The following is a 19,250-nucleotide window of genomic DNA, read 5'->3' on the forward strand; positions in this document are numbered from 1 at the left end:
AACGGGTCGGGGGCCCCGGCCGGGGCCCGCGAGCGACGAGGAGTGCGAGATGAAGTTCCTGATCGGCCTGCACATCGACCCGGCGGTGCTGGACGCGCTGACGGACGAGGAGAAGGCCGGGCTCGGCACCGGCCACGGCCGGTTCACCCAGGCGCTGAAGGACTCCGGCGAGCTGATCCTCACGCAGGCGCTGGTGGACCCGTCGCAGTCTGTGGTGGTGTCGGTGCGGGACGGGCAGCCGGTGGTGACGGACGGTCCGTTCCTGGCGGCGAAGGAGTTCCTGGGCGGCTTCTACCTGGTGGACTGCGAGAACAAGGAGCGGGCGGTCGAGCTGGCGGCGCAGATCCCGGACGCCGCGATTCCCGGCCTGGGCGTGGAGGTGCGTCAGGTGCTGTTCTCCGAGTGACACTTGGCGACCGGACAGCACCTGACTTCGAGGGCCTGCTGCGCGCACTCGCGCCGCAGGCCCTCGGCACGCCGGCCCGCCGGCCGTGACGGGCCTGTCGGCGCCGATGCTGCTGACCCACGCCCGCCGGGACGCGCGGGCGACGGCGAGCCGCGCCGAGCGCGAGCAGCGTCACCTGGAATCCCGGGCGGCAGAGGGGCGACCGCTCCCCCGACCACCCGCCCGGCGACCACCCTCCCGATTGCCGCGACCATGACACGCCATCATGCCCCGGACATGCCACTTCCGGGCAGCCGGAACTCCACATGCGTCGTTCCAGGAGCCCGCCTAGCGTGGGGAGAGGACATCGTCGATCCGACGATGACGTCCGTCCTTCCCCAAGGAGGCGTATCCGATGCTTGCCCAGATCGTGCTTGCTCCGCATCGCACCACGGCGCCCGAACTCGGCACCGTCAAGGCGCTGATGACCGAGGACGAGTCGCCGGTCAGCGACGCGCCGCTGTACCGCCCCGAGGCCATCGGCCTGCTGCTGCTCGCCCTGTTGCTCTCCCCGAAGGGTCCCAAGGAGAAGAAGTAGCACCGACCCGGCATCAGATCGGAATCATCGGAAGAAAGTGGTCCACCTATGCCGTTCGCCGAATCGCCCCAGCGGGAGTTCGCTGCCGCGACCGAGTGGGCGGCAGGCCGCACCCTCGACGCCCTCACCGGCGCCGAGGGCGCGGCTCCTCCCACCCCCGCTCCCGCTCCCGCCGCGCCGGAGCCGCAGGCCCTGCTGGCCGGCGTCCGCGTGCTGGGCCCGGACGTCTTCGCTCCGGCCCTGCTCACCGGTGCCCCGACCCCGCCGGAGACCACCGAGATCGTCGCCGAGGCGTTCCGGGTCTTCCCCTCCGACGAGTCCGGGATCCACACCTGGCGCGACCGGGCCACCGCCGAGCTCCTCACCCGGGCCGGCTACCCCGTGTCGGCCCCCACCCCGCCCCCGCCGCCCGACCCCGGCGAGGACGGCTGGCAGCGCTGGTCGGTGCGGATGGCGCAGCTCTCCTGCCTGGCCCTGCCGACCCTGGACGGCCCGGTGCACCAACGCGCCCGGGAACACCCGCTCGCGCTCGCCCGCGGCGCCGCCCGCGCCGTGCTGCGGCGCGACCACCGCACCTCCGCCCGACTGGTCCGCTGGCTGGCCTGGCTGCACCGCACCGGCACCCCGTCCGCGCTGGAACTCCCGCCGCTGCTGCGCCAGTTGGCGCTGACCGGCGACGGCACCGCGCGCAGCGCCCTCGACCTCACCGTCGCCGCACACCTGGCCGCCGGATGAACCCGGCCGCGCTCGGGGACGCCCACCGGTTGGCCACCCGCGCGCTGGAGTGGCTGCACACCGCGCACGAGCAGGGCCACGGCGCCCTGCCGCCCGACGGGGGCGCCGACCTCTCGGACCCCGACAACGCGTACAAGCCGATCGGCGAATGCGCCCTGGCCGCCTCCCTGGTGCTGCGCGAGACCGTCTCCGGCCCCACCGAACGCGAACGCGCCCGGGTGCTGCTGGACTTCGGCTGGCAGCAGCTGCGCCAGGGCGAGCTGCTGTACGAACGGCAGTTCCGGCACATGCTGCTCAGCGACCCGCTGGAGACGTACCTGCACTTCCACCGCTCCGGCTACCGGCACCCGGCGCTGGACGAACTGCTGTCCGGCCTCGACGGGCTGCGCGCCACGCACGCCGTGGAGACGATGCCGAACCGGCGCCTGGCCATCGCCAACGCCCGGCACGTGATCGGGCTGGGGAGCCGCCCCGACTGGGACGCGCTCGCCGCGGCGACCTGGCTGGGCGCCCGCCCCGAACCCTGGGCGATCGACTGGACGACCGGCTACAGCGTCACCCACACCGTCTTCCACCTCACCGACTGGGGTGCGCTGCCCGAACGGCTGCCCGCGCCGCTGCGCGAGTACCTGGCCGCCTGGCTGCCGGTGTGGGCCGACATCTGGCGGGAGACCGGGCAGTGGGACCTGCTCGGCGAACTGCTGATCGTGGACGCCTGCCTGCCCGAGCCGGTCTGCGATCCGCAGAACTGGGAGCAACTGGTCGCCGCCCAGCGCGCGGACGGTCTGCTGCCGCGCGACCTGGACCCGGTCGACGAGGACCCCGAGCGGGCGTTCAAGGACAACGAGCACACCGCCGTGGTCGGCGTCCTGGCCGGCACCCTCACTCTCGCCCGCGCGCTCCGGTGAGCCCGGTGAACCCGGTGAGTCAGGTGCGCCCGGTGGATCCGCAGCTCGCCACCCTGACCCGCACCGTGCCGCGCGGCGCGGCCGTCGCCCTCGCCGTCGTCTCCCCCGACGGCGAGCGGCTGCTCTGCCACGGCCGCACCGACGGCAGCTCCGGCGAGCCCGTGACGCCGGACACCGGCTTCGAACTCGGCTCGGTGAGCAAGACGTTCACCGCCCTGCTGCTCGCCGAACTGGCCGCCCGCGGCGAGGTCCGCCACCGGGACACCGTCACCGTCGCGGACGTGCCGCTCACCTTTCTCCACCTGGCCACCCACACCTCCGGACTCCCCCGCCTGCCGCCCGGCCTGCGGCGCTCGGCGCTGCCCGCCTGGTTCACCAACCCGTACGCGGCGTACTCCGTCGCCGAGTTGGACCGCGCGATGGGCCGGACCCGGCTGCGCAATCCGCCCGGTGACCGGGTGCACTACTCCAACTACGGCGTGGGCCTGCTCGGCCGGACGCTCGCCGAACGGGCCGGCACCTCGTACCCGGCGCTGCTCACCTCCCGGATCAGCGGCCCGCTCGGACTCACCGGCACCGACTGCGAACCCGGCGCCGCCGTCGGGCACTTCCGGCAACGCCCCCTGCCGCCCTGGCAGATCCCCGCCCTGCCGGGCGCCGGCGCCGTCCGCTCCACCGCCCGCGACCTGCTGCGCTACCTCACCGTCCACCTCGACCCGGCCGCCGCCCCCACCGCCGCCCTGACCGCCGCGCTGCGCGACGTCCAGCGGCCCCGCCTGGTCAAACCCCGTTCCACGGACCGGATCTGCCTGGTCTGGAACCTGCGCCCGACCCCCGACGGCGACGTCCTCTTCCACTCCGGCGGCACCCGCGGCTGCACCTCCTTCATCGCCTTCTGTCCCCAACGCGGCACCGCCCTGGCCGCGTTGACCAACGCGGGCCCCCGGCTGGACGGCCGCTTCATCCAGACCGGCTACCGGATCTTCCGGGGCCTGTGACGCCCACGGGCCGCCGACGCTGGGTGCGTCGGCGGCCCGTGGGGTGCTGTCGGTCGGTCAGGCGGTGAACCAGCCGGTCAGGTCGGCGGTGACGTTCACCGTCCCGGTGGAGTTGTAGAACACCACCCAACCGTCGACCACCGGGACCAGGACCTGGTGCGAAACCGTCTGGCCCGGCGTCCAGTTGAGGCTGGAGGTGCCGGGGCGGTCGGCGCCGTGCGGATAGGCGGTCAGGTAGCCGGTGTCGGTCGGGTCGGTGACCGTGACGTTCAGCAGCACGGCGGTCGCCCCGTACGGGACGCCGCCGACGCCGCCGACCTGGACGCCGACGATGCCGCCCGCGCCGACGGTGCCCTGCCGGGCGCCGGTCCCGTCGCGGGTGTCGAGCAGCCGCTGCGGGGTGGCCGGGGAGAACGTGCTGGTGCCGGTCGCCGAGTAGTAGCCGGCGACGTCGGCGATCAGGTCGACGGTGCCGGCGCTGTTGCGCAGGTCGACCTTGCCGTTCACCACGGGGACGGTCACCAGGTTGGCGACGGTCCGACCGGCGGTGAAGTTGAGGTTCGACGTGGCGGGCAGCGGCTGCCCGTCGGCGTGGGCGGTGATCCAGCCGGTCGCCGTCGGCGACGCGGCCGTCAGGTTCATCACCACGGCGGTGACGCCGTCCGCCGGGACGCCCTTGACGCCCGCCACCTGCAGGCTGACGCTCTGGCCCGCGCCGACCCGGGCCTTGGGGGCGCCGGTGCCGTCACGGGTGTCCAGGAAGCGGGCCGGGGTGATCGGCGTGAGGGCCGAGCCCTGGTCGGCGGCGTCCGTGTAGTAGCCGGCGAGGTCGGCGACCAGGTCGACCGTGCCGGTGTCGTTGCGCAGGTCGACCTTGCCGTCGACGACCGGCACCGTCAGCTGGTTGGCCGTGGTGCGGTGGGCGGCGAAGCTCAGGCTCGGCAGGCCGGGCGCGGGCCGACCCGCGGTGAGGTGTCCGTCCTCGCTCGGGTCGACCGCGGTCACGTTCAGCACCACGGAGGTGACGCCGGCGGCCGGGACGCCGTGGGCGCCCGTCACCTGCACACTCACCGTCGAGCCTGCGCCGACCTTGGCCTTGGGAGCGCCGGTGCCGTCGCGGGTGTCCAGCAGACGGACCGCGTCGAGCGGCACGAAGCGGGACTTGGCGGGGTCGTCGGCCGCGGTGACCTCGAACGCGTTCGGGACGTAGCCCGGCGAGGGCTGGCCCTGGGTATAGCCCATGCCGTCGCGCACCAGGTCGTACTTGCCCGGTGCCAGGCCGTTGGTGCTGACCAGGACGTGCAACTCGGTGCCGTCGGCGTTCGCCGACTGCGGCAAGACCGGATTCCGGCTGCTCGTGGAGCTGTTCTCCAGGTTGATCCGGCTGCCCACCGTCAGGCCGGTGCCCCGGATCACGGCCGGCACCAGGGTGCCGGCTCGGCCGGTCGCCGGGGCGACCGACTCCGGCGTGCCGTAGTCGGGCCTCGAGTTCCCGGCCAGGCCCTGGAGGGTGTACTCGACCGGGGTGGGCGACTTGTCCGGGGTGACCATCAGCAGCGCCCGGCCGTCGGTGGAGCTCCAGTTCGTGCAGGCGCCGCCGAACTGCCCGTAGCTCTGGAAGCACTGGTAGCTGTTGTAGGAGTCGGTCCACTCGTTCGGGCCGGAGATCGCCAGCCACGGCGGCGAGAAGGGCCCAGCGGTGCTGGTGGTGCCCGCGACGGTGACGCCCTGGCCGGCCTTCAGGTCGACCACGCCGCAGTACGCGGTGTCGGTCTCGGTGAGGACGCCGCTGTGCTGCGGGAAGCCGTTCGCCGACAGTACGTTGCCGTTGCACTCGGCGGCCCAGCCGTCCGCCCCGCCGACCTTCCAGGCGTCGACGTTCGCGTGGATCGCCTTGCCCTGGTAGCCGGACGCGACCACGAGAGCGACGTACGAGGTCGAACCGGTCATCTTGCAGGAGACGCCCCACTGCCGGCACTGGACGTTGCCGTCGGCGTCCACGGCCATCAGCAGCGTGCCCGCCTCGTAGCGGTTGCCGGTGGTGCGGCTGCTCAGCCAGAACTTGTCGCTCGCCGCGCCGTTGACCCGAACGCAGCGGGCGTCCAGCGCCGAGGTGAAGTCGAACTGGGTGGACGGGCCGCCGACCGCGGTGGAGGAGCGGGTGGTGCACGGCGCGCTCGGCGAGATGTCGCGTCGCACCAGCTTGTAGGTGTCCGTCCGACCGCCGACCAGCACCGCGGTGTAGGCCGCGCCCGTCGTGAACTTGCAGGTGGTGGTGGAGCTGCCGAGGGTCGAGCAGACGGCGGCGCCGGTGCCGTCGACGATGTAGACGGCCGCGTTCACCTGGTTCAGGTTGTTCGCGTAGTCCAGCATCTCGGCGGGCGAGTGCTGGGCGGCCGGGATGCTCAGGCAGCGCTGCGGGTCGGTCGGGCTCAGCGAGACCTCGGCGCCCCAGGAGCCGCCGTAACCGGACTGCGGCCAGGCGGTGCAGCCCGCGTCGCTGTCGGTGCGGTGGATCACCACCCCGTAGGGCCGGCCGGGGTTGGCGGTGAGCACGGCCCGGAACGGGGCGGTGCCGGTGAGCTTGCAGACCGCGTACGAGTAGCTCTCGTTGTTGCACTGCTTGACGCCATTGGCGTCGTCGACCTCGACGGTGGCCGTGGCCCCGTCGGTGGGCGGCCGGTTGAGCAGGTACAGGCCCTTGCCGGAAGCGGTCGGCAGGGTCAGGCAGCGGGCCTGCCCGGCCGAGTCGAGCGTGCCGGTGACGGCGCCGGAGGCGAAGCCGTCGTCGGCACCGTCGGTGCAGCCGCGGGTCTCGGTCGCCGAGTGCAGCGCCATCCCGAAGGCGCCCACGTCACCGGCGTCGCCGTCGAGCACCCAGGTGTGGTCGCCGGCGGTCAGCGTGCAGTCGCCGCTCTGGCAGCTGTCCTGGGTGCCGTCGGTCCGGAACAGCCGGCTGCGGAGGTACGTCCCGGAGCTGTTCGCCCAGCTGTACAGGTAGCGGCCGTCGGCGGGCACCCGCAGGGTTCGGCAGCGCGTGGTGGAGGTCAGGTCGGGGGCCTCACCGTAGGCCTGCGGCTGGACGATCGCGCAGCCCTCGGGCCGGGACAGCCGGGCGGCGGCGAAGGTGTAGTCGAGCGCATGGCCGAAGACCTCCTGGACCGTCACCCGGTAGGGCGCGGCCCCGGTCAGCGCGCAGTCCAGGCCGCTGCTCGAACTGCCGGTGGTGTAGGAGTCGCAGATCCGCTTGCCGGCGCCGTCGTAGACGGTCCAGGTGGCCTGGTAGTTCGGCCCGTAGGTGCGCAGGACGTCGCCCGGGGCGAGGTCGGTGGTGAAGCAGTCGCCGACCGCGCCGGTGCCCAGCGAGCCGCTGAACGACTTGGCCGTGCCCAGCTTGCTGTCGTCGCCGGCCACCGTCCGGCACGCGCCGGTGGACAGCAGCGGCAGGTAGGCGATGGAGAGCGAGTTGGCCGAGTAGGAGTTGGTCAGCTTCAGGCTGTACGTGCCGGCCTGCCCGGTCGCGCAACGGAACGCGCCGGGGCCGTAGGAGATCACGCGCTCGCAGGCGACGGTCGAGCCGTCGGGCGCGGTGAGCGTCGTGGTCAGGTTGTACTGCTGGGTCGCGAGCACCTGGAACAGGACCAGGTCGTGATCCTGCGTCAGGTTCAGCGTCGGGCTCACGCTGCCGGACCCGCTCATCGTGCAGGTGACGGGCGCCTGCGGGTCGAGCACCGCCGGGCAGGCCCCGGCCGGGTCGGACTCCTGCAGCGCCTTCGCGGCGGCCTGGTGCTCGGCCTGCGGGTCCACCTTCGGCGCGGCCTGCGGCGCGGCCTTCGCCGCCTGCGGGGCGGCCGCGGCGGGCGTCTGCGGCGCTTCGGCCGCGGGCTTGGTCGCGGCGCCGGACGGGTCGGCGGCCGCCGCGAAGGCTGCGCCGGACTGTGCGATCAGCGAGGTGGCCAGCAGCGCACCGGCCGCGAACACCCCCACCGAACGCACGTTTCTGCCGAAGAACGGCAGCACTCTCATCAAACCCCCCATGGTTCGACTGCCCAACACCGGTGCTGATCACCGGAGTTCGAGCAGGCGGATTCTAGCGGGGCGTACACACATCATCGCCACAACTTTTCGGACACTGTTTCGGACAGCCGGGTCGGGGCCTCGACGTGCGGTGCGGGACCTGTGTCCCGGATGAGAAACACAGGCGTCCTTTACCTCCGCGGTTCTGTGTATGGAGGAACCGTCACCCGGGACCCCCGAGCGGTAAAGGGAAGGTCCAATCTCCTTGCCGCTCATTGCAGTTGACGGGACACCATCACTAGCGTCGGTGACGGCTCAACCGTGCGATCACCCCCGGTGCAGGAGCCCCGGCGCCCCCAGTCATGCCGCCGCTCCTGCCTGCCCCGCCGCGTGTTCGGCCCGTCCGCCGCCGGCGGCCCCTCCGTTGTGCTCCGACCCCTGGAGGCAGTTCCTTGCGTACCCCCACCGCGCCCACCCTCATCAGTGCCGCCGCGCTCGCCCTCACCGCGTTCACCGGCCTGGCCGCGGCCTCGCCGGCCGACGCCCGGTCCGCACCCACCACGTACAGCAAGGGCGGGGTGTCCTGGGTGCGGGCGTGCGACACGCTCGCCGAGGGCGACACCATGGGCTGCCACGCGCTGAAGGTCACCAACGCGACCCAGCACGTCCACGCCCTCGGCGTCACGCCGAACGCGACCCCGTCGGGCTACGGCCCGTCGGACCTGACGAGTGCGTACAACCTGCCGGCGAACGGTGGCGCGGGCGCCACCATCGCGATCGTCGACGCGTACGACGACCCGAACGCCGAGGCCGACATGGCGGTCTACCGCGCACAGTACGGCCTGCCGGCCTGCACCACCGCGAACGGCTGCTTCAAGAAGGTCAACCAGACCGGCGGCTCCTCGCTGCCGAGCCCCAACTCCGGCTGGGCGGGCGAGATCTCGCTCGACCTGGACATGGTCTCGGCGGTCGCGCCGAACGCGCACGTCATCCTGGTCGAGGCGACCAGCGCGACCATGGCCAACCTCGGCAAGTCGGTGAACGAGGCGGTCGCGCTGGGCGCCAAGTACGTGTCCAACAGCTACGGCGGCGGCGAGTCCTCGTCCGACACCTCGTACGACAGCTCGTACTTCAACCACCCGGGCGTGGCCATCACGGTCTCCTCCGGCGACAGCGCGTACGGCGCGCAGTACCCGGCCGCCTCGAAGTACGTCACCGCGGTCGGCGGCACCTCGCTGAGCCGCAACTCCAGCACCCGCGGCTGGGGCGAGTCGGTCTGGTACACCAACTCCACCGAGGGCACCGGCTCCGGCTGCTCGGCCTACGACGCCAAGCCGACCTGGCAGAAGGACACCGGCTGCGCCAAGCGGACCGTGGCCGACGTCTCGGCGGTCGCCGACCCGGCCACCGGCGTCGCCGTCTACCAGACGTACGGCGGCAGCGGCTGGGCGGTGTACGGCGGCACCAGCGCCTCCTCGCCGATCATCGCGAGCGTGTACGCGCTGGCGGGGACGCCGTCCACCGGCTCCTACCCGTCCTCGTTCCCGTACGCGCACACCGGCTCCCTGTACGACGTCACCACCGGCTCCAACGGCAGCTGCTCGCCGAGCTACCTGTGCACCGCCACCACCGGCTACGACGGCCCGACCGGGCTGGGCACCCCGCACGGCACGGCGGCCTTCGCCGGCTGACGACGCTCCACCCGCGACCCGCCGAAGGGCGGTGGCGCGCAGGGACTCCCCTCCTCTGCGCGCCGCCGCCCTTCGGCGTTGCCGTGTCCCGAAGATCGATCGACCGTGACGGATCAGGACGACGCCGGGCGGACCAGCCGCTCGTCCGGGATCACCGCGACGCCGAGGATCTCGATCATCGCCTCGGGCTGCCACAGCGCGGTGGTGCCGATGCCGGCCATCGCCGGGTAGACCGGGCCGGCGAGCTCGCGCCAGACCTCGCCGATCTGCTTGCCGTGCGCCTGGTAGTCGGGGATGTCGGTGAGGTAGAGGGTGATGCTGACCAGGTCCTGCGGACGGCCTCCCGCCTCGGCGAGGGTGGCGAGGACGTTGCCGAAGGCCTGCCGGAACTGTTCGACGATGCCGCCGGGGACGATCCGCATGTTCCGGTCGAGGGCGGTCTGGCCACCGAGGTGCAGGGTGTTGCCGCAGAGCGTGCCGTGCGAGTAGCCGCGCGGTTCGGGCAGCGACGCGGGGTTGACCGGAACGGGGGCCGAGTAGCTCGCCATGGAGGACTCCTGCGGGTCGGGTGCCGTCGGTGCGTCACCGTAGCAGCTATTGACAGTTCTGTGACGATCGCAGAACCATTGAAACAACGCGCCCGGCACCGGGTGGCGGACAGCGGTGCCGAAGTGGAGGTATCTCCCATGCGTCTCGCAACGGTCGGCCGCCCGGACGGCGGCACCACCGCCGCCGTCCGGCACGGGGACGCCTGGCACGCGCTGCCGGCCCCCGACCTGTCGGCGTTCCTCCGCGCCGGCGCCCCGGTGCGGGCCGGGGCGGAGGTCCCCGGCGCCGTCCCGATGCTGCCGCTGCCCACGCCCGCCAAGGTGCTCTGCTGCGGGCTGAACTACACCGAGCACATCCGCGAGATGGGGCGTGAACTCCCGGCCCACCCCACGCTGTTCGCGAAGTTCGCCGACACCCTGACCGGCCCGGCGGACGACCTGGTGCTGCCGCGCGGCCTGCAGCTCGACTGGGAGGCGGAGCTCGCGGTGGTGGTCGGCGCGCCGCTGCACCGCGCCGACCGGGCGACGGCGCTGGCCGGGATCGCCGGCTACACGGTGGCGAACGACGTCTCGGTGCGGGACTGGCAGAACCGGACGACGCAGTGGTTGCAGGGCAAGGCCTGGGACGGGTCCTGCCCGGTCGGCCCGGAAGTGGTCACCCCGGACGAGGTGGACCCGGCGGCCGGGCTGGAGGTGGTCTGCCGGGTCAACGGCGAGGAGGTGCAGCGCGCCGGCACCGGGACGCTGGTCTTCGACGCCGCCGACCTGCTGGCCTACGTCTCCTCGTTCACCCTGCTGCGCCCGGGCGACCTGGTGCTGACCGGGACGCCCGGCGGCGTCGGCGCGGCCCGCGACCCGCAGCGCTTCCTGGCCGACGGCGACGTGCTGGAGACGTCGATCGAAGGCATCGGCACGCTGCGCAACACGGTGCGCCTCACCGGTTGACCGCCGCGCCCGGCGAGCCGCACCGCCGCCGGGCACGGCAGAGCCGACGATCCGTCAGAGCGAACCCTCTCGAACCGACCCCCAGCCACGACGAGGAGCTTCCCATGGACCCCACCCCCGGCAACTCCCCCGACTACAGCTCGTACCTGCTCGACGGCGACAACTCGATGTACGCCACCGGGAGCGGCCTGGTGGTCCCGGTGGTGACCAGGGCGGGCGACGAGCCCGGGGACACCGGGCAGTCGGCCGGCGCCACCCGGATCTCCGGCATCAGCATCCAGCACACCCCGGCCACCCGGCTGTGGTTCGGCAAGGTCGGCAACGAGCCGGGCTACCGGTCGGTGCCGCACCACCACGGCGAGGCGGAGACCGGCGGCTACGTGCTGTCCGGCCGGGGCCGGATCTACTTCGGCGCGAAGTTCGCCGACTACGTCGACCTGGCGGAGGGCGACTGGGTGTTCGTCCCGCCGTTCATGCCGCACGTGGAGTGCAACGTCGACCGCAACCGCCCGCTGACCTGGATGACCACCCGCACCCCGGAGAACATCGTGGTCAACCTGCCCGAGGTGCCGGACGCGGAGCTGCCCGACTGGCTGGACCGGCCCTGATGGCCGACACCACCTCGGAGTTCTTCGGCGCGGCCGTCGCCCTGGAGCCCGTCGCGCCCGAGCACTTCGACCTCGCGTTCACCGCCGTCACCCAGCCCTGCCCGTGGCCCAAGGCGTACGGCGGCGACCTGGTCGCGCAGGCGGCGGCCGCGGCCATGCGGTCGGTCGAGGACGGCAAGGTGCTGCACTCGATGCACTCCTACTTCATGCGGCCCGCCGAGATCGGCGAACCGGTGCGCCACGAGGTGGAGCTGCTGCGCGACGGCCGCGGCTACGCGACCCGGCAGGTGCGCGCCTACCAGCGCGGCAAGGCGCTGTACGTGTGCCTGGCCAACTTCGCGGCGGGCGAGCCCGGCGGCAGCTTCGCCGCCGCGCTGCCCGACTGGGCCGCCGACGGCCTGCCCGGTCCCGAGGAACTGCCGGGCTCCGCAGCGTACTTGGCGGAGCGCTCGGGCGGGACGATGACCGGGGCGTCCAAGGAGTACTGGTCGGCGGGCCGCAGCTTCGACCTGCGGCACGTGCCCGGCCCGGTGTACCTGTCGGTGGACGGCGGGCGGGCGCCGCACCAGGCGGTCTGGGTGCGGCCGTTCGACGCGCTGCGGCCGGTGGAGGGGTTGAGCGAGGCGCAGCGGGACGCGGCGGCGCTGGCGTACGTCTGCGACTACACGGTGCTGGAGCCGGTGCTGCGGGTGCTGGGCCTGGCGTGGGCCCGGCCGGGGCTGGTGACGGCGAGTCTGGACCATGCGATGTGGTTCCACCGTCCGCCGCGCCCGGGGGTGTTGGACGGGTGGCTGCTGTACGCGCAGCAGGCGGTGGCGGCGGAGTCGGGCCGGGGCCTCGGCGAGGGGCGGTTCTTCACGCCCGACGGGGTCCATCTGGCGACGGTGGTCCAGGAGGGCATGATCCGGGCGGGGGACGGCAGATGACGGAGTCCGGCTTCCGTGACACCTTCGCGCGCGACCACCTGCCGCCGGTCGGGCAGTGGCCGGTGCTGGAGTTCACCACCGAGCTGCTGCAGTATCCCGAACGCCTGAACGCCGCAGTGGAGTTGCTGGACCGCCAGGTGGCGGAGTTCGGCCCGGACCGACCCGCGCTGCGCACGCCGGGCGGGGAGGTGTGGACGTACGGCGAGTTGCAGGCGCGGTCGGCGCAGGTCGCGCAGGTGCTGACCGAGGACCTGGGGCTGGTGCCGGGCAACCGGGTGCTGCTGCGTTCGCCGAACAATCCGTGGGCGGTGGCGGCCTGGCTGGGCGTGCTGCGGGCCGGCGGGATCGCGGTGGCGACCATGGCGGCGTTGCGGGCGCGGGAGTTGGGGCCGATCGTGGCGAAGACCCGGCCGGCGGTGGCGCTGGTCGACCACCGCTTCTTGGACGAGGTGCGGGGCCTGGCCGGGCTGCGCGGTCTGCCCGGCCTCGCGGTGGTGGCGGTCGGCGGCGACGCGGCGGACGACCTGGTGCGGCGGGCGGCCGGGAAGGCCGGCCGGTTCGCGGCGGTGGACACGGCGGCGGACGACGTCGCGCTGTTCGGGCCGACCTCGGGGACCACCGGCGTCCCGAAGGTCACCGTGCACTTCCACCGCGATCTGCTGTCGATCGACAACACCTTCGGCCGGTGCACGCTGCGGCTGCGGCCGGACGACCTGGTGGCGTGCACGGCGCCGCTGGCGTTCACCTTCGGGCTGGGGATGCTGGTGGTGTTCCCGCTGCGGGCGGGGGCGTGCGCGTTCCTGACCGAGTCGGCGACGCCGGCGGAGCTGGCCGCGCTGGTCGCGGAGCACGGGGTGACGGTGCTGGCGACGGCGCCGACCGCGTACCGGCAGATCGTCAAGTCCGGTCTGGCGCAGCGGCTTTCGGGATTGCGGGTCGCGGTGAGCGCGGGTGAGCACATTCCCCAGGAGGTGTGGGAGCGGCTTCGCGCGGAGACCGGTCTGCGGGTGGTGGACGGCATCGGGGCGACGGAGCTGCTGCACATCTTCGTCTCGGCGGCCGGGGACGGGATCCGCCCCGGTGCGACGGGCCGGCCGGTGCCGGGGTTCCGGGCCGCGGTGCTGGGCCCGGACGGCGAGGAGCTCGGCCCGGGCGTGGAGGGCCGGCTGGCGGTGATCGGCCCGGTCGGCTGCCGCTATCTGGACGACGAGCGGCAGGCGGACTACGTCGTCAACGGCTGGAACGTCACCGGGGACACCTTCGTCCGCGACGAGGACGGCTACTTCTGGTACCGGGCGCGCAGCGACAACATGATCGTCTCGTCCGGCTACAACATCGCGGGCCCGGAGGTGGAGGCCGCCGTGGACACCCACCCGGACGTGCTGGAGTCGGCGGTGGTGGCCGCGCCCGATGCCGAACGCGGCTCGGTGGTCTGCGCGTTCGTGGTGCTGCGGGCGGGCGTGGCGGCGGACGCGGCGACCGCCCGGAGCATCCAGGACCACGTGAAGCAGCAGCTCGCGCCGTACAAGTACCCGCGCGAGGTGCGGTTCGTCGAGGCACTGCCGCGCAATCCGAGCGGCAAGCTCCAGCATTTCCGGCTCCGTCGGCTCGTCGAGGACTCGGCGGCGGGCACGGCGGGCGACAGTACGGCAGTGGAGGGCACGGCATGAGGATCGCGGTGGTCGGCGGCGGGCCCGGTGGGCTGTACTTCGCCTCGCTGATGAAGCAGTTGGACCCGGCGCACCGGGTGACGGTGTGGGAGCGCAACGCCCCCGAGGACACCTTCGGCTTCGGCGTGGTGTTCTCCGACGAGACGCTGACGGGCATCGCGGGCGCGGACGAGGCGGTGCACGCCGCGATGGAGCGCGGTTTCGCCCGCTGGACCGACATCGACGTCGACTTCCGCGGCCACCGGTTCACCGTCGGCGGGCAGGGTTTCGCCGCGATGGGCCGGCAGGAGCTGCTGGGGATCCTCCAGCAGCGGGCGGCGGAGCTCGGCGTGCGGGTCCACTACCGCACTCCGGCGCCGGGCGTCGAGGAGCTGCGGGCCGGGCACGACCTGGTGCTGGCCGCGGACGGGGTGCACTCCGCGGTGCGGGCCGAGCGCGCCGAGGTGTTCCGCCCGTCGCTGGACCGCCGGCGCAACAAGTACATCTGGCTGGGCACCGACCTGGTCTTCGAGGCGTTCCAGTTCTTCGTCAAGCAGACGCAGTGGGGCACCATGCAGATCCACGGCTACCCGTACTCGGAGGCGGGTTCGACGTTCATCGTGGAGATGCACGAGGAGGTGTGGCGGCGGGCCGGTTTCGACCGCACCGACGGGCGGGAGTTCGGGCCGGGCGAGTCGGACACGTACGCGGTCTCCCGGATCGCCGAGATCTTCGCCGAGGAGCTGAAGGGCCATCAGGTCCTGTCCAACCGCTCGCGCTGGCTGAACTTCACCACCGTCCGCAACGAGCGCTGGTACGACGGCGAGGTGGTGCTGCTGGGCGACGCCGCGCACACCGCGCACTTCTCGATCGGCTCCGGCACCAAGCTCGCCATGGAGGACGCCCTGGCGCTGGCGGCCTGCCTGCACGAGCAGCCGTCCGTGCCCGAGGCGCTGGCCGCGTACCAGGCGGAGCGCAAGCCGGTGGTGGAGTCGACGCAGCGGGCCGCGCAGGCCTCGCTGGAGTGGTTCGAGAACATCGGCATGTACGCCGACCAGGAGCCGGCCCAGTTCGTCTTCAACCTGCTGACCCGCTCGCGCCGGATCACCTTCGAGAACCTGAAGGAGCGGGACGCGGAGTTCGCGGCCCTGGTGGAGGGCGAGTTCGCCGCGCGGCAGGGGACGGCGGCGGCGGCCCCGGCGATGTTCCAGCCGGTGCGGATCGGCGCACTGGAACTGAACAATCGGATCATCGTCTCGCCGATGGACATGTACTCCGCGACGGACGGCGTGCCCGGCGACTTCCACCTGGTGCACCTGGGCTCCAAGGCGCTCGGCGGCGCGGGCCTGGTGATGACCGAGATGGTCTGCGTCTCCCCCGAGGGCCGGATCACCCCGGGCTGCGCGGGCCTGTGGGACGACGGGCAGCGCGCGGCCTGGCGGCGTGTCACCTCCTTCGTCCACGAGCGCAGTTCGGCGAAGATCGGCCTGCAGCTCGGCCACTCCGGCCGCAAGGGCTCGACCAGGCTGATGTGGGAGGGCATCGACGAGCCGCTGCCGGACGGCAACTGGGAGGTGATCGGCCCGTCCGCGCTGCCGTACGGGCCGGGCTGCCACGTGCCGCGCGAGGCGACCCGGGCCGACCTGGACCGGGTGGTCGCCGACTTCGAGGCCGCCGCCCGGCGCGGGGTGGACGCGGGCTTCGACCTGATCGAGGTGCACGCCGCGCACGGCTACCTGCTCTCCTCCTTCCTCTCCCCCGTCGCCAACCGCCGCACCGACGAGTACGGCGGGAGCCTGCAGCGGCGGCTGCGCTTCCCGCTGGAGGTGTTCGACGCGGTCCGGCGGGCCGTGCCGGAGCGGATCCCGGTGACGGTGCGCATCTCGGCGACCGACTGGCTGCCGGACGGCACCACCGCGGAGGACGCGGTGGAGATCGCCCAGGCCTTCGTCGAGCACGGCGCGGCGGCGATCGACGTCTCCTCCGGGCAGGTCGCCAAGGACGAGCGGCCGGCCTACGGGCGCTCCTACCAGACGCCGTTCGCCGACCGGATCCGCCACCGGGTGGCCGCCCCGGCCGGGGTGCAGGTGATCGCGGTGGGCGCGATCTCCTCCTGGGACGACGTCAACTCGATCCTGCTGGCCGGGCGCGCCGACCTGTGCGCGCTGGGCCGCACCCAGCTGTACGACCCGCAGTGGACGCTGCACGCGGCCGCCGAACAGGACTACCGGGGCGCGGGCGCCGAGTGGCCGGTGCAGTGGCGGGCCGGTCGCCGCCGGCCGCCCACCTCGCGCACCGACCGGATCCCGCCGCGGCTGTCGCTGCTGCGCGACGGCGCTCCCGGGACGGTGCACCTGCGGTGGACGCCGGGCCGGATCGAGGTGTCCGCATGACCACCGCGGTCCGATCATCGGTTCGGCGTCCGCCATACTCGGTGGGATGAGCGAGACGATGGAGGCCCGGCCCGCCGCGGCGCGCCGTTCCCGGACCGTGCTGGTGACCTTCCTCGGCGCCGTCGTCCGCAAGCTGGGCAACTGGATGCCGATCGCCGGCACCGTCGAGCTGCTCACCCAGGCCGGCCTGGACGCCTCCAGCGTCCGCACCGCGGTGTTCCGCCTCAAGCAGCGCGGCTGGCTGGAGGCGCAGACCCGCTCCGGGGTGCGCGGCTACGCGCTGACGCCCGCCGCGCTGGAGGCGCTGGCCGCCGGCGACGAGGTGATCTGGCACGCCCGGCAGCCCGCCGACCTCGCCGACGGCTGGTGCCTCGTCAACTTCTCGGTGCCGGAGTCCGCCCGGGCCAAGCGCCACCAGCTGACCGCGCACCTGGCCGCGCTCGGCTTCGGCAACATCGGCGCGGCGGTGTGGATCGCCCCCGCGCGGATGCTCCCCGCCGCCGTCCGGGCCATCGCCGAACTCGACCTGACCGACCAGTGCGCCGTCTTCACCGGCGACCACGTCGGCGGGCAGGACCTCGCCGGAATGGTCCGCAAGGGCTGGGACCTGGCCGAGATCGACCGCCGCTACCGGGAGTTCCTCACCGACCGCACGGCCGAGGCCGACCTGCTGGCCACCGCCGCGTTCGTGGACGGCCGGGACGCCTTCGTCGGCTACCTGTCGGTGGTCGACGACTGGCGCAAGCTCCCGTTCCGCGACCCCGGCCTGCCCCCGCAGGTCCTGCCGCCGGACTGGTCCGGCCCTGCCGCCCTCCACCTCTTCGAACGCCTGGTCGCCGCCCTGGAGGGCCGCGCCCTGGCGCACGCCGCGCCCTACTGGTCCGTCAGGGGGCGCTGAGCCGCCGCGGTGGGCGCGGGCAGCGGCCGGACGGGCGGGTGGCCCGGGTGGCACGCAATGTCCGAACCGCCCGCCGGCGGCGCTCGGCACGGTGAGTCACCGCCCGGCCGCCCGCCGAACGGTTGCGGAACCGCGCGAGCGCCGGCCGGCTCGCCCCGTCCGGGCCCGACTCGCGCGGACCGGGCGGCCCGTCGCCCTCGGTGCCCTCGGCGGCGCGCTGTCGGTCGCGTCCCCTTCGTCGCGGGCCGCCGAGCACCGGGCGCGACCGACACAGCCGCACCGCTCCGACAGGCCGGATCCGGCCGGTGCCGAGATGATCGGGGGTGGGCGCCCGCCGGGCGCCGAGAACCGGCGGCCGCAAGAACCGCGAGGAGGCCTCTGATGGCACAGGAGTCGACCACGGCGATCCGGGCCGTGCCGGGCGCGACGCCCGAGGAGCGGGCGGCGCTCGGACGGGCGGCCCGGCGCCGTGCCCCGCGTTCGAGCCACGCGGAGTTCCGGCCCGGGAAGAACCGTCCGGACCCGCTGAAGATCCTTCAGGCGCAGTCGGCGACCCGAGTGCCCGAGCTGGTGCCGATCCGGTACGGCCGGATGACGGAGTCGCCGTTCCGGTTCTACCGGGGCGCCGCCGCGATCATGGCCTCGGACCTGGCCGGCTCGCCCGACTCCGGCATCCGGGCCCAGCTGTGCGGTGACGCCCACCTGCTGAACTTCCGGCTGCTGGCCTCGCCGGAGCGTCAACTGCTGTTCGACATCAACGACTTCGACGAGACGCTGCCCGGCCCCTGGGAGTGGGACGTCAAGCGGCTGGCGGCCAGCCTGGTGATCGCCGGACGCGCCAACGACTTCGACGACGGAGTGCGGGCCGGCATCGTACGGGCGACCGTCCGCGCCTACCGCGAGTCGATGATCCGCTTCGCCGGCATGCGCAACCTCGACGTCTGGTACAGCCGGATGGACGCCGACCAGCTCCGGACGCTGGCCACCGAACACCTCCGGAAGCGCGGCCGGAAGGCGCTGGACCGCAGCATGGCGAAGGCGCGTACCCGCGACAGCCTCCAGGTCTTCGACAAGCTCACCCGGGTGATCGACGGCGAGGTGCGGATCGCCCCCGACCCGCCGCTGCTGGTGCCCATCGACGAACTGCTGCCGGAGATCGAACGCGCCGCGCTGGAGCGGGAGTTCCACGGCATGATCGAACGCTACGGCCGCACCCTCGCGTCCGACCGGCGCACCCTGCTGGCCGACTACCGGCTGGTCGACGTGGCCCGCAAGGTGGTCGGCGTCGGCAGTGTCGGCACCCGCTGCTGGATCTTCCTGCTGCTCGGCCGCGACGGCCGCGACCCGCTGTTCCTCCAGGCCAAGGAGGCCGACCAGTCCGTCCTGGCCGCCCACCTCGGCTCCGGCGAGTACGACAACCAGGGCGAACGGGTGGTCTCCGGCCAGCGGCTGATGCAGGCCGCCAGCGACATCTTCCTGGGCTGGGAACGGGCGCTGGGCATCGACGGCAAGCGCCGCGACTTCTACGTCCGCCAACTGCGCGACTGGAAGGGCATCGTGGTCGCCGAGGACCTGCTGCCGGCCGGCATGAAGGCGTTCGGCGAGATCTGCGGCTTCACCCTGGCCCGCGCCCACGCCCGCTCCGGCGACCGGATCGCCATCGCCGCCTACCTGGGCAACGGCGACGCGTTCGACCGCGCCCTGGTGCCGTTCGCCGAGGCGTACGCCGACCGGAACGAACGCGACCACCGGGCACTGGTCGACGCCGTCCGGGCCGGTCGGCTGCCCGCCCAGGAGCTGCCGGAGCATTAGCGCCCGGACCGGACGCCGGGCCCGGAGCCACTGACCGTCAGGGCTGTTCGGTCGAAAAGGGGCGGCGTAGGGTGGCCGTGAACCGAGCGTCCGGTCCGAAGCGACACCCCTCGTGCGCTTCGTGACGGACGGTCCGCGC

At 73.5% G+C, this 19,250-nt stretch carries 15 protein-coding genes; 13 read left to right on the top strand and 2 right to left on the bottom strand.

The features are described 5' to 3' along the window. The first annotated feature begins 49 nt into the window (after positions 1–49). The 5 genes from ACI1MP_RS34590 (at position 50) to ACI1MP_RS34610 (ending at position 3,624) form a co-directional block, all read left to right on the top strand. Entirely contained in the window at positions 50–406 is a 357-nt protein-coding gene (locus tag ACI1MP_RS34590; protein ID WP_404870428.1) for a YciI family protein, read from the top strand. Positions 407–800: 394 nt separating this feature from the next. Continuing rightward, entirely contained in the window at positions 801–983 is a 183-nt protein-coding gene (locus ACI1MP_RS34595; protein ID WP_380333351.1) for a hypothetical protein, read from the top strand. A 48-nt stretch (positions 984–1,031) separates the two neighbouring features. Further along, positions 1,032–1,718 (top strand): hypothetical protein, encoded by a 687-nt coding sequence (locus ACI1MP_RS34600; RefSeq protein ID WP_404870429.1) that lies wholly within the window; start codon positions 1,032–1,034, stop codon positions 1,716–1,718. Next, complete coding sequence (locus ACI1MP_RS34605; protein ID WP_404870430.1) at positions 1,715–2,626, top strand: DUF6895 family protein; 912 nt, start codon at positions 1,715–1,717, stop codon at positions 2,624–2,626. The genes ACI1MP_RS34600 and ACI1MP_RS34605 overlap by 4 nt, the downstream gene beginning before the upstream one ends. A 14-nt stretch (positions 2,627–2,640) precedes the next feature. Further along, on the top strand, positions 2,641–3,624 hold the full coding sequence (locus tag ACI1MP_RS34610) for a serine hydrolase domain-containing protein (protein ID WP_380333349.1): 984 nt from the start codon (positions 2,641–2,643) through the stop codon (positions 3,622–3,624). A gap of 57 nt (positions 3,625–3,681) precedes the next feature. On the opposite strand, the gene ACI1MP_RS34615 is transcribed toward ACI1MP_RS34610, so the two are convergent. After that, positions 3,682–7,650, bottom strand: coding sequence for a hypothetical protein (locus ACI1MP_RS34615; protein WP_404870431.1), 3,969 nt, complete (start codon positions 7,648–7,650; stop codon positions 3,682–3,684). A gap of 443 nt (positions 7,651–8,093) precedes the next feature. Here ACI1MP_RS34615 and ACI1MP_RS34620 point away from each other — a divergent pair, with 443 nt between their 5' ends. Beyond that, positions 8,094–9,332 (top strand): peptidase S8, encoded by a 1,239-nt coding sequence (locus ACI1MP_RS34620; RefSeq protein WP_380333345.1) that lies wholly within the window; start codon positions 8,094–8,096, stop codon positions 9,330–9,332. 113 nt (positions 9,333–9,445) lie between these two features. Here the strand turns inward: ACI1MP_RS34620 and ACI1MP_RS34625 are convergent, their stop codons facing one another. Next, positions 9,446–9,880: a RidA family protein gene (locus ACI1MP_RS34625; RefSeq protein WP_387992276.1), complete on the bottom strand. Its 435-nt coding sequence runs from the start codon at positions 9,878–9,880 to the stop codon at positions 9,446–9,448. A gap of 138 nt (positions 9,881–10,018) precedes the next feature. On the opposite strand from ACI1MP_RS34625, the gene ACI1MP_RS34630 reads away from it, so the two are divergent. From ACI1MP_RS34630 to ACI1MP_RS34660, 7 genes are all read left to right on the top strand, one after another. Beyond that, on the top strand, positions 10,019–10,825 hold the full coding sequence (locus ACI1MP_RS34630; protein WP_404870432.1) for a fumarylacetoacetate hydrolase family protein: 807 nt from the start codon (positions 10,019–10,021) through the stop codon (positions 10,823–10,825). A gap of 104 nt (positions 10,826–10,929) precedes the next feature. Further along, entirely contained in the window at positions 10,930–11,433 is a 504-nt protein-coding gene (locus tag ACI1MP_RS34635) for a cupin domain-containing protein (protein ID WP_380333342.1), read from the top strand. Then, positions 11,433–12,359, top strand: coding sequence for an acyl-CoA thioesterase (locus ACI1MP_RS34640; RefSeq protein WP_387992284.1), 927 nt, complete (start codon positions 11,433–11,435; stop codon positions 12,357–12,359). The genes ACI1MP_RS34635 and ACI1MP_RS34640 overlap by 1 nt, the downstream gene beginning before the upstream one ends. Continuing rightward, entirely contained in the window at positions 12,356–14,029 is a 1,674-nt protein-coding gene (locus ACI1MP_RS34645) for an AMP-binding protein (RefSeq protein ID WP_404870433.1), read from the top strand. Before ACI1MP_RS34640 ends, ACI1MP_RS34645 begins: the two co-directional genes overlap by 4 nt. Continuing rightward, complete coding sequence (locus ACI1MP_RS34650; RefSeq protein WP_404870434.1) at positions 14,026–16,401, top strand: bifunctional salicylyl-CoA 5-hydroxylase/oxidoreductase; 2,376 nt, start codon at positions 14,026–14,028, stop codon at positions 16,399–16,401. The genes ACI1MP_RS34645 and ACI1MP_RS34650 overlap by 4 nt, the downstream gene beginning before the upstream one ends. A 46-nt stretch (positions 16,402–16,447) precedes the next feature. Continuing rightward, the gene (locus tag ACI1MP_RS34655) at positions 16,448–17,299 is read left to right on the top strand and encodes a PaaX family transcriptional regulator C-terminal domain-containing protein (RefSeq protein WP_380333338.1); all 852 of its coding nucleotides are present in this window, start codon (positions 16,448–16,450) and stop codon (positions 17,297–17,299) included. Between the two features lie 381 nt (positions 17,300–17,680). Continuing rightward, positions 17,681–19,111 carry a DUF2252 domain-containing protein gene (locus ACI1MP_RS34660; protein WP_380333337.1) on the top strand — a complete coding sequence of 477 codons (1,431 nt, stop codon included), beginning with the start codon at positions 17,681–17,683 and terminating at the stop codon, positions 19,109–19,111. The last annotated feature ends 139 nt before the right edge of the window (positions 19,112–19,250 follow it).

Origin of the sequence: Kitasatospora griseola, from assembly GCF_044999035.1 — a bacterium.
Taxonomy (GTDB): domain Bacteria; phylum Actinomycetota; class Actinomycetes; order Streptomycetales; family Streptomycetaceae; genus Kitasatospora; species Kitasatospora griseola.

Coding starts and splice junctions, on each gene's coding strand:
- ACI1MP_RS34590 (WP_404870428.1), top strand. CDS start 50: ATGAAGTTCCTGATCGGCCTGCACATCGACCCGGCGGTGCTGGACGCG.
- ACI1MP_RS34595 (WP_380333351.1), top strand. CDS start 801: ATGCTTGCCCAGATCGTGCTTGCTCCGCATCGCACCACGGCGCCCGAA.
- ACI1MP_RS34600 (WP_404870429.1), top strand. CDS start 1,032: ATGCCGTTCGCCGAATCGCCCCAGCGGGAGTTCGCTGCCGCGACCGAG.
- ACI1MP_RS34605 (WP_404870430.1), top strand. CDS start 1,715: ATGAACCCGGCCGCGCTCGGGGACGCCCACCGGTTGGCCACCCGCGCG.
- ACI1MP_RS34615 (WP_404870431.1), bottom strand. CDS start 7,650: ATGAGAGTGCTGCCGTTCTTCGGCAGAAACGTGCGTTCGGTGGGGGTG.
- ACI1MP_RS34625 (WP_387992276.1), bottom strand. CDS start 9,880: ATGGCGAGCTACTCGGCCCCCGTTCCGGTCAACCCCGCGTCGCTGCCC.
- ACI1MP_RS34630 (WP_404870432.1), top strand. CDS start 10,019: ATGCGTCTCGCAACGGTCGGCCGCCCGGACGGCGGCACCACCGCCGCC.
- ACI1MP_RS34635 (WP_380333342.1), top strand. CDS start 10,930: ATGGACCCCACCCCCGGCAACTCCCCCGACTACAGCTCGTACCTGCTC.
- ACI1MP_RS34640 (WP_387992284.1), top strand. CDS start 11,433: ATGGCCGACACCACCTCGGAGTTCTTCGGCGCGGCCGTCGCCCTGGAG.
- ACI1MP_RS34645 (WP_404870433.1), top strand. CDS start 12,356: ATGACGGAGTCCGGCTTCCGTGACACCTTCGCGCGCGACCACCTGCCG.
- ACI1MP_RS34650 (WP_404870434.1), top strand. CDS start 14,026: ATGAGGATCGCGGTGGTCGGCGGCGGGCCCGGTGGGCTGTACTTCGCC.
- ACI1MP_RS34655 (WP_380333338.1), top strand. CDS start 16,448: ATGAGCGAGACGATGGAGGCCCGGCCCGCCGCGGCGCGCCGTTCCCGG.
- ACI1MP_RS34660 (WP_380333337.1), top strand. CDS start 17,681: ATGGCACAGGAGTCGACCACGGCGATCCGGGCCGTGCCGGGCGCGACG.